Source organism: Psychroserpens sp., assembly GCF_034670085.1.
Taxonomy (GTDB): Bacteria; Bacteroidota; Bacteroidia; order Flavobacteriales; family Flavobacteriaceae; genus Psychroserpens.
This window is the reverse complement of the sequence record NZ_JAXMOD010000003.1, coordinates 266,482-279,525: the sequence shown is the minus strand read 5'-3', so window position 1 is coordinate 279,525 and position 13,044 is coordinate 266,482. Positions and strand designations below refer to the sequence as shown.

General features: G+C 32.4%; 13 protein-coding genes. 11 read left to right on the top strand and 2 right to left on the bottom strand.

Going from position 1 to position 13,044, the window contains the following annotated elements; translation table 11 throughout:
• Positions 1-124 precede the first annotated feature (124 nt).
• The 3 genes from VOI25_RS07380 to VOI25_RS07370 are packed head-to-tail and all read left to right on the top strand — an operon-like array spanning position 125 to position 3,273.
• On the top strand, positions 125-1,384 hold the full coding sequence (locus VOI25_RS07380; RefSeq protein ID WP_323788415.1) for a pyridoxal phosphate-dependent aminotransferase: 1,260 nt from the start codon (positions 125-127) through the stop codon (positions 1,382-1,384).
• Between the two features lie 45 nt (positions 1,385-1,429).
• The gene (locus VOI25_RS07375) at positions 1,430-2,527 is read left to right on the top strand and encodes an acyloxyacyl hydrolase (protein WP_323788414.1); all 1,098 of its coding nucleotides are present in this window, start codon (positions 1,430-1,432) and stop codon (positions 2,525-2,527) included.
• On the top strand, positions 2,524-3,273 hold the full coding sequence (locus VOI25_RS07370; protein WP_323788413.1) for a head GIN domain-containing protein: 750 nt from the start codon (positions 2,524-2,526) through the stop codon (positions 3,271-3,273). The genes VOI25_RS07375 and VOI25_RS07370 overlap by 4 nt, the downstream gene beginning before the upstream one ends.
• Positions 3,274-3,276: 3 nt before the next feature.
• On the opposite strand, the gene gldA is transcribed toward VOI25_RS07370, so the two are convergent.
• The gene (gene gldA, locus VOI25_RS07365) at positions 3,277-4,173 is read right to left on the bottom strand and encodes a gliding motility-associated ABC transporter ATP-binding subunit GldA (protein ID WP_323788412.1); all 897 of its coding nucleotides are present in this window, start codon (positions 4,171-4,173) and stop codon (positions 3,277-3,279) included.
• 381 nt (positions 4,174-4,554) lie between these two features.
• Between gldA and VOI25_RS07360 the strand changes: the two genes are divergently transcribed.
• The 4 genes from VOI25_RS07360 to VOI25_RS07345 are packed head-to-tail and all read left to right on the top strand — an operon-like array spanning position 4,555 to position 8,468.
• The gene (locus VOI25_RS07360) at positions 4,555-5,382 is read left to right on the top strand and encodes a prephenate dehydratase (protein WP_323788411.1); all 828 of its coding nucleotides are present in this window, start codon (positions 4,555-4,557) and stop codon (positions 5,380-5,382) included.
• Positions 5,379-6,524 carry a pyridoxal phosphate-dependent aminotransferase gene (locus VOI25_RS07355; RefSeq protein ID WP_323788410.1) on the top strand — a complete coding sequence of 382 codons (1,146 nt, stop codon included), beginning with the start codon at positions 5,379-5,381 and terminating at the stop codon, positions 6,522-6,524. The genes VOI25_RS07360 and VOI25_RS07355 overlap by 4 nt, the downstream gene beginning before the upstream one ends.
• A gap of 1 nt (position 6,525) precedes the next feature.
• The gene (locus VOI25_RS07350) at positions 6,526-7,377 is read left to right on the top strand and encodes a prephenate dehydrogenase (RefSeq protein WP_323788409.1); all 852 of its coding nucleotides are present in this window, start codon (positions 6,526-6,528) and stop codon (positions 7,375-7,377) included.
• A gap of 8 nt (positions 7,378-7,385) precedes the next feature.
• Positions 7,386-8,468, top strand: a complete 1,083-nt coding sequence (locus tag VOI25_RS07345) for a bifunctional 3-deoxy-7-phosphoheptulonate synthase/chorismate mutase type II (protein ID WP_323788408.1) — start codon at positions 7,386-7,388, stop codon at positions 8,466-8,468.
• A gap of 40 nt (positions 8,469-8,508) precedes the next feature.
• Here VOI25_RS07345 and VOI25_RS07340 read toward each other — a convergent pair whose 3' ends face one another.
• The gene (locus VOI25_RS07340) at positions 8,509-8,964 is read right to left on the bottom strand and encodes a hypothetical protein (protein ID WP_323788407.1); all 456 of its coding nucleotides are present in this window, start codon (positions 8,962-8,964) and stop codon (positions 8,509-8,511) included.
• Between the two features lie 170 nt (positions 8,965-9,134).
• On the opposite strand from VOI25_RS07340, the gene rsgA reads away from it, so the two are divergent.
• The 4 genes from rsgA to VOI25_RS07320 are packed head-to-tail and all read left to right on the top strand — an operon-like array spanning position 9,135 to position 13,041.
• A complete protein-coding gene (gene rsgA / locus VOI25_RS07335; protein WP_323788406.1) occupies positions 9,135-10,082 on the top strand; it encodes a ribosome small subunit-dependent GTPase A in 948 nt (315 codons plus the stop codon).
• Between the two features lie 18 nt (positions 10,083-10,100).
• On the top strand, positions 10,101-10,553 hold the full coding sequence (gene dtd, locus VOI25_RS07330; RefSeq protein WP_323788405.1) for a D-aminoacyl-tRNA deacylase: 453 nt from the start codon (positions 10,101-10,103) through the stop codon (positions 10,551-10,553).
• The gene (locus tag VOI25_RS07325) at positions 10,553-11,071 is read left to right on the top strand and encodes a metal-dependent hydrolase (protein ID WP_323788404.1); all 519 of its coding nucleotides are present in this window, start codon (positions 10,553-10,555) and stop codon (positions 11,069-11,071) included. Before dtd ends, VOI25_RS07325 begins: the two co-directional genes overlap by 1 nt.
• 59 nt (positions 11,072-11,130) lie before the next feature.
• On the top strand, positions 11,131-13,041 hold the full coding sequence (locus VOI25_RS07320; protein ID WP_323788403.1) for a DUF3857 domain-containing protein: 1,911 nt from the start codon (positions 11,131-11,133) through the stop codon (positions 13,039-13,041).
• The last annotated feature ends 3 nt before the right edge of the window (positions 13,042-13,044 follow it).

Genomic DNA, 13,044 nt, shown 5'->3' with positions numbered 1-13,044 from the left:
ATTATTTCTTACAAAACCCTAAAAATTAAACACTTACTTGTGCGTTTTGAAGAAGGAAATTTCATTTCTAAAATCGTTAATTATGCCTTACTTTTGCAGAACGAAAACGATATAGTTTATAGTTATGCAAACATCAAAATTAGCCGAAGGATTAAAGGGTTCAGAAATCATAAAAATTGCTGGAGAAGTTAATGACCTTAAAGCACAAGGTGAAATTATTTATAACCAAACCATTGGAGATTTTGATGCTAGTATTTTTCCTATTCCAAAGGAGTTAAAGGAAGAAATCGTTTCTGCTTACCATAACAACCAAACTAATTACCCTGCAGCTAACGGTATGGAAGTGCTGCGAGAAAGTGTCTCTTCATATTTATCAGAAAACCTTGGTCTCAACTATTCTAAAAATGAAATCCTAATTTCTGGAGGAGCAAGACCTTTAATTTATGCTATTTACCAAACTATTTTAGATCTTGATGACACTGTTTTGTATCCAGTTCCGTCTTGGAATAATGATGCTTATACATACTTGGCAAGAAATAATGCTGTTATTGTAGAAACGAAGCCTGAGAACAAATTTATGCCTACAATTGGCGATATTAAACCTCATATTCAGAATGTGAATTTAATAGCCTTGTGTTCGCCATTAAATCCAACAGGAACTACTTTTGATAAGCAAACCTTGACTGAAATCTCAAAGCTAGTTGTTGATGAAAATAAACGCAGAGCACACAAGAATTTAAAACCGCTATATGTGCTTTACGATCAAATTTATTGGCAATTAACTTATGGTTCAACAGTGCACTATAATCCAGTTGAGCTGGTTCCTGAAATGCGAGATTATACCATTTTTGTTGATGGGATTTCAAAAGCATTTGCCGCAACAGGAGTTCGAGTAGGTTGGGCATTTGGACCTGCTCACGTGATCAATAAAATGAAAGCGATGTTAAGTCATATTGGTGCATGGTCACCTAAAGCAGAACAAATGGCAACAGCTTCGTATTTAAATCAAACCGAAGCAGTTTCGACGTATTTAGATCATATTAAAAGTGAATTGGATTTAAGGTTGAATCGGTTTTATGACGGATTCCAAATGCTTAAATCTGAAGGTTTTCCAGTGAATGCCATTGAACCAGAAGCTGCCTTGTATTTAACCGTTCAGTTTGATCTTATTGGAAAAACCACATCTAACGGAAAAACTCTAACTACAATACAAGAAGTGACAAGCTATTTGCTAACCGAAGCTAAGTTAGCTATTGTACCTTTTTATGCTTTTGGAACATCAAAAGATTCAAACTGGTTTAGATTATCTGTCGGAACTTCAAAAAAAGAGGATATTTCTACCATTTTTGAATTACTAAAACATGCACTAACAGATATATCATAGATGATATTTCAATTATTCTGTTACTTTTGTTTCAGATTAAAATTCATGAAGTTTTACCTTACTATTTTTCTTTCCCTTTGCTGTGGATTCTTGTTTTCTCAAGAACAAAACGATAATATATTCACGTTAGATGCCCATCTGTTTTATGGCTCTGTTGTCGAGCATAACTCAGACATTGCTCATTTAATTACAGAACATCCCACAGGATTAATTTTAAGTTTTAATAAAAAAACATACGGTTTTAAAGATTGGGAAAGTAGATTCAATTATCCAGATTGGGGATTTTCGTTTATTTATCAGGATATGAAAAACGATATTCTTGGTGAGAATTATAGTTTGTATGCCCATTATAATTTTTACTTTCTTAAACGACATCTTAATTTAAGATTGGGTCAAGGTATTGCTTACAATTCCAATCCTTACGATAAGGAGGCAAATTTTAAAAATAATGCCTACGGTTCTCATCTACTAAGCACGACCTATTTGATGTTTAATTATAAGAAAGAAAAGCTGTTCAAAGGTTTCGGATTGCAAGCTGGTATTTCGGTAATACATTATTCTAACGCCAATATTAAAGCGCCAAATACGTCTACAAATACATTCGTTTTTAATGTTGGAGCCAATTATATGCTTGATTATGAAAATGAACCAGAATATATACCTTCAACTGAAGACAAAAAGTTCAAAGAGAATATCAAATATAATGTGGCTTTTAGAACAGGTATTAATGAAAGCGATGTGATTGGAGTTGGACAATTTCCATTTTATATTGTGTCAGGTTATGCTGATAAACGCTTGAATCGAAAAAGTGCCATACAAGTTGGTGCAGATGTATTCTTTTCTAAATTTTTAGAAGAGCTTATTTATTATTATTCTGTGGCCTTTCCTGAGTTAAATGTGAGTGGTGATGAAGATTGGAAACGAGTTGGTGTGTTTGTTGGTCATGAGCTATTTATTAATAAAATGTCTATCATCACTCAATTGGGTTATTATATATATTACCCTTATGATTTTGAAGGACGAGTTTATAATAGAATTGGAATGAAACGCTACTTTGGAGATAATTTTTTTGGAGCAATTACTCTAAAATCTCATGGAGCTAAAGCTGAAGCAGTAGAATTTGGAATAGGTGTAAGATTATGAAAAAGTTACTATTAATAATTTGTGCAACGGTAGTTTTGTCTTGTAATAGTGAAGATGCACCAGATTGTTTTCAAAATTCGGGAGCTATTATTCAAGAGGAGTTTATAGTAAGTGAATTTACTAAAATTACAGTGTTTTCTAATGTAGAACTCATTGTAAAACAAGCTGCAACACAAAAAGTAATTGTTGAAACGGGAGAGTATCTGTTAAATGATATTGAAGTGAGTGTTGAAAATAATAGATTGTTAATTACCAACAATAACGCTTGTAATTTCAGTAGAGATTACGGGATTACAAAAGTATATGTCAGTACTCCAAATCTAACTGAAATTAGAAATGGATCTGGACTAACAGTAAGTAGTGATGGTGTTTTAGCATTTGATAATTTGAGATTAATTTCAGAAGATGTTAATGTTGAAGCAGAAGTAAATACAGATGGTGACTTTAATGTCGTCGTGGATTGTGTGGAGTTAAATTGTGTGGTGAATAATTTGTCTTCTATTTTTATAACTGGTGTAGTTGAAGATTTGTTTATTGGTTATTATTCTGGTGATGCACGTTTTGAAGGTAGACATCTTATAGCTCAAAACATCGATATTTTTCAGCGCAGTAGCAACGATTTGATTATTAATCCGCAACAAAGCCTGACTGGAGAAATTAGAAGTACTGGTGACGTAATAATTGTGAATACTCCTCCAACGGTTAATGTTGAACAATTCTATACTGGAACATTGATTTTTGAATAAGTGTTAATCGGTAGTTAATTCCCTAAATAAACTTTCTAGACTTGCATTCTTTTGATTTAATTGAAGAATTTTTAATTCGTTATCATGTGCAAAATCAAAAACATGAGAACGCATATCTTCAGATGTTGAAAAAGTGATTTCATAAACAAAATCATGTGTGTTTTTAACTGTTTTTGCATTAGGAAGTTTAAGTAAAAATGCATCTTCTACACGATAATCAAATTCCACAATAACAATTTGCTCTTTATCGTCACGAAGCTCTTTGAGTTTTTTATCCGCTACAATTCTACCTTTATTAATAATTATGACACGATCACAAATAGCTTCAACTTCTTGCATGATATGAGTTGAAAGAAATACAGTTTTATCTTTGCCAACCGTTTTAATTAAATGTCTAATATCTACTAATTGATTGGGATCTAAACCAGTTGTAGGTTCATCAAGAATTAAAACTTCTGGTTCATGTAATAAAGCATTTGCTAGTCCAACACGCTGACGATAGCCTTTTGAAAGTTGTCCTATTTTTTTATGTGCTTCTGGTGATAAACCTGTAAGTTCAATAACGTCATTTACACGAGTTTTAGAAGTAGAGTAAACAGAAGCATTAAAGGTTAAATATTCTTTAACATACATGTCAAGATACAACGGATTGTGTTCTGGAAGATATCCAACACTATTTTGTACTTGTTGCTTGCTTTCTGTAACATCAAAACTATTCACATTTGCTCGGCCTTCAGAAGCATTAATATAAGTCGTTAATATTTTCATGAGCGTAGATTTTCCAGCTCCATTTGGACCTAAGAAACCAACAATTTCACCTTTATTAACTGAAAATGAAATGTTATCCAGCGCTTTTTGATCGCCATAAACTTTAGAAATATTTTCAACTTCAATAGACATATATCAAGTAGTTTGTTCAAAAATAGTAATTATAACGAATGCCTACCTTTAAATTATGAAATCTTTAAAACTGTAACGTAAAACTCAAAAATAACGTATAACAATTTTGATTTCCTAAAATAATAATTACATTAGCAACATCATTGCAACATGAACACATTCAATTGTACATATTATAACTGGTTTTATTTCTTTTTTAGCTAAAAGAGAGAGACGTTATATGTATAATTTATAGTAATAAATATAATATGAGTCTCGATGAAAGTCGAGACTTTTTTTGTGATTCAATTTTTTTTGATAAACTATAAAAAGCGAAATCTAAAACTAAAGTTGAATCCATCTCGAACTAGCTTCGGGATCTCATAAAACGAATGAACTAAATTGATAGCATCAGTAGCGATACAAGGAATTAAAGGGTCATTTCATCATATTGTTTCAAAACAATTCTTTGATGAAACGATTGCTGTTTCAGAACATCTAACCTTTGATGGTGTGGTTGATAGTATCTTGAAGGCTAAAACTGATGCCGCTATTATGGCCATCGAAAATTCTATTGCTGGTTCTATCATTCCTAATTATGCGTTAATAGATAATTACGGTTTACATATTGTTGGAGAGCACTATTTAGACATTCAGCATCATTTAATGGCTTTGCCAAATCAATCTATTAATGATATTCAAGAAGTGTATTCTCACCCAATGGCATTATTACAATGTAAAGCCTTTTTTAAGAATTATCCTCATATCAAATTAATTGAAGATAAAGACACTGCTGAAGTTGCACAACGCATTCAGAATAATCAATTAAAAAATGTTGCAGCCATTGCATCTCGATTAGCTTCTGAATTATTTGAACTCCAAATTTTAGCAGAAAGTATTCAAACCATAAAGCATAATGAGACACGATTTTTTATAGTAAAGACCAAAAATTCTGAAATACCAGAGATTGAAATTAATAAAGCGTCTATTAAATTTGAATTAGACCATAAAAGAGGAAGTTTAGCGACTATTTTGAATGTTTTAAGTGATTGTAAGTTAAATTTAACAAAGATACAATCACTCCCTAAAATTGAGACACCTTGGAAATATGCTTTTTTCGTTGATGTAACTTTTGAAACCTATAGCGATTACCAGAAAGCAAAGTCAATTATGAAAATCATGGCTCAGGATTTTAAAGTATTGGGAGAATATAAAAACGCAAGATTATGATACCAATATCTAACCGACTAAATAATGTTGAAGAGTATTACTTCTCAAAGAAATTGAGAGAAGTAAACTTACTTAAATCTCAAGGGAAACCAATTATTAATTTAGGGATTGGTAGTCCAGATTTAAATCCTCCAGAACGTGTGCTTAATGCATTAGTTGAAACGTTCAATGAAGATGGAGCTCACAAATATCAAAGCTATAAAGGAATTCCAGAATTAAGAGAAGCAATTACTGGCTTTTATAAAAAACACTTTAATGTGCCTTTAAGTCCATTAACTGAAGTATTACCGCTAATGGGAAGTAAAGAAGGTATCTTGCATATTTCAATGGCGTTTTTAAATGTAGATGATGAGGTGTTAATTCCAAATCCAGGTTATCCAACCTATGAATCTGTTACTAAATTAGTTGGAGCAAAACCTGTGTTTTACGATTTAACTGAAGACAATCATTGGCTTCCAGATTTACTAGCTTTAGAAAAAAGAGGTTTAGAAAAGGTGAAAATTATGTGGGTGAATTATCCGCATATGCCAACAGGAGCACAAGCAACGAATAAACTGTTTGAAGATTTAATAACCTTCGCCAAACGTAATGATATATTAATTGTTAATGACAATCCATACAGTTTTGTTTTAAACCGCTACCCAAGAAGTATTCTAAAATATAGAGATGCTAAAGACGTGTGTTTGGAATTAAATTCTTTAAGTAAAACTTTTAATATGTCTGGCTGGCGCGTCGGAATGTTACTAGGAAAAACCGAATATATTGATGCTGTTTTACGGGTTAAAAGTAATATGGATTCAGGGATGTTTTTAGGCATACAAAAAGGTGCTATTGAAGCATTGAATTGTTCAGATATGTGGTATGTAAGTCTTAATAGTGTTTATGAACAACGTCGTCAAGTCGTCTGGAAAATAGCCGAAGCACTTAATTGCACATACGATTCAAACGCAACTGGATTATTTGTTTGGTGTAAATTACCAGATTATTTAGAAGCAGAAGAATACATCGATTTAATACTTAAGGAAAAAGGAATATTTATTGCACCAGGAACAATTTTTGGTACTAATGGAAAGGGATATATAAGAATATCACTTTGCGCGCCTCAAGATCAATTAGAGGAAGCTTTAGCAAGATTGACATAAAATGAATAGGGTATACATCATAGGAATTGGATTAATTGGCGGTAGTATCGCATTAGATATAAAGTCTAAAAACAAACAGGCTAAAATCTTCGGAATAGATACTGATGATTCGCATTTAGTAAAGGCTTTAGAACTCAATCTTATTGATGAAAAAGCAAGCTATGAAGATTTGAAAAATGCTGATTTAGTTGTGCTTGCTATACCTGTAGACAAAGCAGTTATAGAATTGCCAAAGGTATTAGATGCTATTTCAGAAACGACTTTAGTTATTGATGTTGGTTCAACTAAAAATCCAGTTTGTAAGGCTGTAGATAATCATCAAATGCGTCGTAATTTTTTAGCAACGCATCCAATTGCTGGTACTGAATTTTCAGGCCCAAAAGCAGCTGTACATGGTTTGTTTCAGAAGAAAACTAATATCATTTGTGAAGTGGAGAAAACATCGTTTAAACTTCAAGAGAAAGCTTTGCAGTTATTTTCAGACTTAGGGATGCGTATTAGATATATGAATCCTGAAGCACATGATAAACACATTGCTTATGTTTCACATTTATCGCATATAAGTTCATTTATGTTAGGGAAAACTGTCATTGAAAAAGAAAAAAATGAACGCGATATTTTTGATATGGCAGGAAGTGGTTTTGAAAGTACTGTGCGATTGGCGAAAAGTTCACCAGCCATGTGGACACCCATTTTCAAACAAAATAAAGAGAACGTTATTGAAACACTTGATGAGTATATCGCTAATTTAAAACAGTTTAAATCGTTGATGGAATCTGATGATTTTGATGAGATATTCAACGAAATGCAAAGTACAAATCATATAAAAGACATATTAAACGGAATTGCTTAAAATAGATTATGGAAAATAAAAAAGAAATGAGAACATGGTTAGACAAGTTAGGATTAAATCATCCTTTAGTAATTGCTGGACCATGTAGTGCTGAAACCGAAGAACAAGTTTTAAAAATAGCACATGAGCTTAAAGATACTGATGTGAATTATTATAGAGCTGGTATCTGGAAACCTAGAACACGTCCAGGGAATTTTGAAGGCGTTGGTGCATTAGGTTTAAAATGGTTGCAAAAAGTAAAAGCCGAAACAGGTTTGAAAACAGCAACAGAAGTTGCCAATAGAAATCATGTCGAACTTGCCTTAGAACATGATATCGATTTATTATGGATTGGTGCGCGCTCAACTGTGAGTCCGTTTATTGTGCAAGAAATTGCAGAAGCATTAAAAGGAACCGATAAAATTGTACTGGTTAAGAATCCAGTAAATCCAGATTTACCTTTATGGTTAGGTGCAATTGAACGTTTAGCATCTTCAGATATTAAAAATTTAGGTGTGATTCATAGAGGCTTTTCAACTTATGAAAAATCTAAATATCGAAATAATCCAGAATGGCAAATCGCCATTGAACTACAAACAAAGTTTCCAGATTTGCCTTTAATTAATGATCCATCGCATATCACAGGAAAACGTGATATGATATTTGATGTGTCGCAAACGGCTTTAGATCTTAATTTTGACGGTTTAATGATTGAAACACATATCGATCCAGATAATGCATGGAGTGATGCTGCTCAGCAAGTCACACCTGAACGTTTGGTGCAAATTATGACCGATTTAAGAATTAGAAAAGAAACAGATCCAGAAGCAGAATATAATAACGAACTTAATAATTTAAGAGCTCAAATTGATGTCGTCGATAATCAACTTATCGAGTTATTAGGAAAACGAATGAAAGTAGCCGATGGAATTGGAAAACTTAAAAAGCAAAAGAACGTTGCTGTGTTGCAAAGTAAACGTTGGAATGAGATTTTGGGTAAAATGATTATGGAAGGTGATGAGAAAGGACTTAGCGAAGAATTTATTTTACGCATGTTTAAAGCCATTCACCAAGAATCGATTAATCATCAAGAGAAGATTATTAATCATTAAAGTATAAAAAAAGCCTCGACATGTCGAGGCTTTTTTATACCTATTGTTTGTTTCGTTTAAATATAAAACGTGTAATAAAAATCCCGTTATTGTCTCCTTTTCCAGCACTTTCAACAGCACTGGTTACAAATGCTAATTCCCAACCTTCTTCAATCATAGTATTAACTTTGGAGGTTAAAACAGCATCGTTAGCAGCAATGTTTTGAAAACGAATTCCGCCTATGTTATAGAAATTCAACAATTTTGTTTCTTCAAAATTCTTAACTCTAATCTCACTTCTGTCAGATTTATTTCTCTTGTCTTCATCTTTGTCATCACTTCTTTGCGATGTAAACTCTTTGTAATCTCTGTCTTCAGATGCTGAAACTATTCTTGATCTTCCCAATCCATTTGGAACAATAGATTCGACACTTGTAATGATTTTGTATTCTACCTGAGCAAAAGCATCAGAAAATGATAAAAAGCCAAGGGCTATTAACAGTACTAATTTTTTCATAGTGTTGCGTTTTAAAAATTAAGTAACTAAGTTAAGATTATAGTTTTGATCCCAAAAATTAAAAGATAATAGTATTGATTTTTTATTCCAGGTACGTTTATATTGATTCAAGGAGATTTCATTCATGTTAATAGAAATTAAAATTGTTACTTTGCTTAATACTTTTTTACATGACAGGAATCGTTTATAAATCTACTGGAAGTTGGTACACCGTGAAGACAAATCTGGGTGCTGTGTATCAATGTAGGATTAAAGGTAAATTTAGATTAAAAGGTATAAAAAGCACAAATCCAATTGCGGTTGGTGATGTGGTAGATTTTGAACTGGAAACCGATAACGATACCATTACAGGTGTGATTAATACCATTCATGATCGTAAAAACTACATCGTTCGTAAATCGGTTAACTTATCTAAACAAACCCATATAATTGCTTCTAATATTGATCAGGTTTTTTTATTGATTACCATCGATAATCCTCCAACGTTTACCAGTTTTATAGATCGTTTTTTAGTGACTGCCGAAGCTTATGGGATTAAAACAGTATTACTATTTAATAAAGTTGATACGTATAGTGACGAGACTTTAGATGAAGTGAAATATTTAGCTCATGTGTACAGGAAAATTGGCTATGAATGCATGGGTATTTCGGCAGTTACGGGTAAAAATATTGATAAGGTTAAAGCGCTTATGACAGATACCGTAAGTATGTTTGCTGGTCACTCTGGAGTTGGTAAATCGACTTTAGTAAATGCAATTGAACCTGATTTAGATTTAAAGACAAAAGCAATTTCTTCACAACATAGCCAAGGACAACACACAACGACTTTTGCTGAAATGTTCGATTTGAGTTTTGGAGCTAAAATTATTGATACGCCAGGTATTAAAGGTTTTGGTGTGGTTGATATGGACAAAGAAGAAGTTGGAGATTATTTTCCTGAATTTTTCAACCTCAAACAAGATTGTAAATTCAATAATTGCTTGCATAAAGAAGAACCAAAATGTGCTGTTAAAGAAGCCTTAGATAACGATGAGGTTTCTTATTCTAGATATAGAAGTTATTTGCAAATTTTAGAAGGTGAAGATGAACATTATAGAACTGATAACTGGGAAGAATAACCTAAATACCTTCAGTTTATGAAAACAGTTATACAAAGAGTATCAAAAGCCAGTGTCACAATTGATGGAGCCATTGTTGCTTCAATTGCAAATGGATTACTCGTACTTGTAGGAATTGTAGATGACGATACACCTGAAGACATTAAATGGCTATCAAATAAAATCGCTAACCTTCGTATATTTTCTGATGATAATGAGGTCATGAATTGTTCGCTTAAAGAAACTCAAGGCGATGCCATTGTTGTAAGTCAGTTTACACTTCAAGCAAGCACAAAAAAAGGAAACAGACCGAGTTATATCAAAGCTGCAAAACCTGAGACTGCTATTCCCATGTATGAAGCTTTTATTACCCAATTAGAATTAGATTTAGGAAAGTCTGTTGGAACAGGAAAATTTGGTGCAGACATGAAAGTTGAACTATTAAATGATGGTCCTGTGACTATTATAATTGATACCAAAAACAAAACCTAATGGCATCTCTTTTTGGTCATGGTATTTTAGCCTATACAATTACGAAAGTTGTTGATAAACGGGAATTAAAAATCTTAATACTATTGGCTATCGTGTCTTCCATACTTCCTGATGCCGATGTATTAGCTTTTCGTTTTGGGATTCCATATGAACATATGTTAGGTCATCGTGGTTTTACACATTCCATTGCATTTGCCATACTTTGGTCCGTTGCAATATCTTTTATCTTTTCAAAAACCAAACGTTTTATCTTTTTTAGTGTCCTTTTCTTAGCAACAGTATCTCATGGTATATTGGATGCTATGACTTCAGGTGGAAAAGGTGTTGGATTTCTCATCCCCTTTAATGATGAGCGCTATTTTTTTCCATTTAGAGGAATTAAAGTATCACCAATAGGTATTGAAAAATTCTTTTCAGAATGGGGAGCGCAAGTGCTATTCAGTGAGTTTAAGTATGTAGTTGTACCCTGTATTTTAGTGTTGTCTGTGGTTTTTTTGACAAAAAAGTATAGAAAATAGTTTTAAAATTTTATTCTCATTCATTTATTTATACATTTGGAATACAACTAACTATCAAAATGCTGAAAAATATATTGCTTACACTCAGCTTTATTCTTTTGTCATTATCTTCAATGTCACAAGAGGAAGCCTTGTTCCAATCCATTTTAATTCCTTCCGAACTTATTGAAAAGTCTAACTCGGTGGTGAGATATGATGTTACCAATATAGAAGTCAAAGCTTACAATAAATACATATATACTAAAACGCGGTTAATTACTATTTTAAATAAGAAAGGAAATGACGATTATGGAGCGGCTTTTCAGTATGATTCTAACACAAATATTAAAAAACTAGAAGTAAAAGTTTTTGATGCTTTTGGCAAAGAATTAAAAAAGATTAAAAAAAATGACTTTCAAGATGTAAGCGCTGTAAGTGGTAGCACATTGTATTCAGATACTCGTTTTAAATATTTAGATTATACACCAATTACGTATCCGTATTCAATTTTATTAGAAACAGAAATTGAATATAATTCAACTGCCTTTTTTCCTAGTTGGATGCCTTTAGATGGTTTTTATTCTAGCACACAGTTTTCGGAATATAAAATAAGTAACGAGTCTGATGTGGACATAAAAATAAAAACTTCAAATTTTGAAAACTATGCTATTGAAAAGCATAGTGATTTTCATTATTCTGCTAAAAACTTAAAATCGTTAAAACCAGAATCCTATAGTCCATCATTTAGGTCGTTTGCACCTTATTTAAAAGTAGCCTTGAAAGAGTTTGAAATGGAAGGCGTAAAAGGTGTTAATACCAATTGGCAAGATTTTGGTAAATGGATGCACGATAGATTATTAGTTGGTACTGAAGAATTACCAGAAGCTGTAAAATCTGAAATTAAAAGCCTTGTGCAAGGTGTCACAAGTGATAGAGAAAAAGCAAAAGTAGTCTACAATTACATGCAAAATAAGACGAGATATATTAGTGTTCAAATTGGGATTGGCGGATGGAAACCTATGTTAGCCGAAGATGTTGATCGATTAGGTTATGCAGATTGCAAAGGCTTATCTAACTATACAAAAGCCTTGCTAAAAGAGGTTGGTGTAGAAGCTAATTATGCGGTTATTTATGGAGCTAGAAATATAACCAATATTGATAGTGAATTTTCTGCAACTGAAGGTAATCACGCTGTATTGTGTATTCCAAGTGAGAAAGAGGAAGATTATATATGGCTCGAATGTACAAGTCAAACCAATCCGTTTGGTTATATAGCTAATTGGACGGATGATAGAGATGCTTTAGTAATAACTCCAGATGGTGGTAAAATTGTGCATACGACCTCGTATAGCGCAGAAGAAAGTTTGCAGCATACAACTGCATCCATTCTTTTTTCAAAGGAAGGTGCAATAGATGCCAATGTAACAATCAAAACTTCTGGTTATCAATATGCCTTACATGAAGGGATTCAAACTCTACCTTCAAATGATCAGGAATTAAATTTAAAAGAGTATTGGGATTATATCAATGATTTGAATATTACCTCGATGGTTTTTGAAAATGATAAAGACAATGTTGTTTTTACAGAAAAAGTAGCCCTAAGTGCTAAAAATTATGCAGCCAAAAGTGGCAAACGTTTTCTGTTTGAGCCTAACATTTTTAATAAGGTCACAGGTACTCCAACACGCTACAAAAAACGAACTTTAGATTTTGAAATTGATCGTGGTTTCACAGACCAAGATGAATTTATAATTACGATTGATGGCTCATTAGAAATTGAAGCTCAACCTAAGGATATTACTGTTAAAAATAAGTTTGGGAGTTATTCTTTTTCAATAGAAAAAGTATCTGAAACCGAACTGCTTTATAAAAGAACCTATAGTCTTAACAAAGGATATTATCCTAAAGAAGAGTACAAAGCTTTTCGAGACTTTATAGCTAATGTTGTAAAACTCGATAAGTCAAAAATAGTTTTAATCTCAAAATCCTAACAA

Coding starts and splice junctions, on each gene's coding strand:
- VOI25_RS07370 (WP_323788413.1), top strand. CDS start 2,524: ATGAAAAAGTTACTATTAATAATTTGTGCAACGGTAGTTTTGTCTTGT.
- VOI25_RS07375 (WP_323788414.1), top strand. CDS start 1,430: ATGAAGTTTTACCTTACTATTTTTCTTTCCCTTTGCTGTGGATTCTTG.
- gldA (WP_323788412.1), bottom strand. CDS start 4,173: ATGTCTATTGAAGTTGAAAATATTTCTAAAGTTTATGGCGATCAAAAA.
- VOI25_RS07340 (WP_323788407.1), bottom strand. CDS start 8,964: ATGAAAAAATTAGTACTGTTAATAGCCCTTGGCTTTTTATCATTTTCT.
- VOI25_RS07325 (WP_323788404.1), top strand. CDS start 10,553: ATGGCATCTCTTTTTGGTCATGGTATTTTAGCCTATACAATTACGAAA.
- VOI25_RS07355 (WP_323788410.1), top strand. CDS start 5,379: ATGATACCAATATCTAACCGACTAAATAATGTTGAAGAGTATTACTTC.
- VOI25_RS07345 (WP_323788408.1), top strand. CDS start 7,386: ATGGAAAATAAAAAAGAAATGAGAACATGGTTAGACAAGTTAGGATTA.
- dtd (WP_323788405.1), top strand. CDS start 10,101: ATGAAAACAGTTATACAAAGAGTATCAAAAGCCAGTGTCACAATTGAT.
- rsgA (WP_323788406.1), top strand. CDS start 9,135: ATGACAGGAATCGTTTATAAATCTACTGGAAGTTGGTACACCGTGAAG.
- VOI25_RS07380 (WP_323788415.1), top strand. CDS start 125: ATGCAAACATCAAAATTAGCCGAAGGATTAAAGGGTTCAGAAATCATA.
- VOI25_RS07320 (WP_323788403.1), top strand. CDS start 11,131: ATGCTGAAAAATATATTGCTTACACTCAGCTTTATTCTTTTGTCATTA.
- VOI25_RS07350 (WP_323788409.1), top strand. CDS start 6,526: ATGAATAGGGTATACATCATAGGAATTGGATTAATTGGCGGTAGTATC.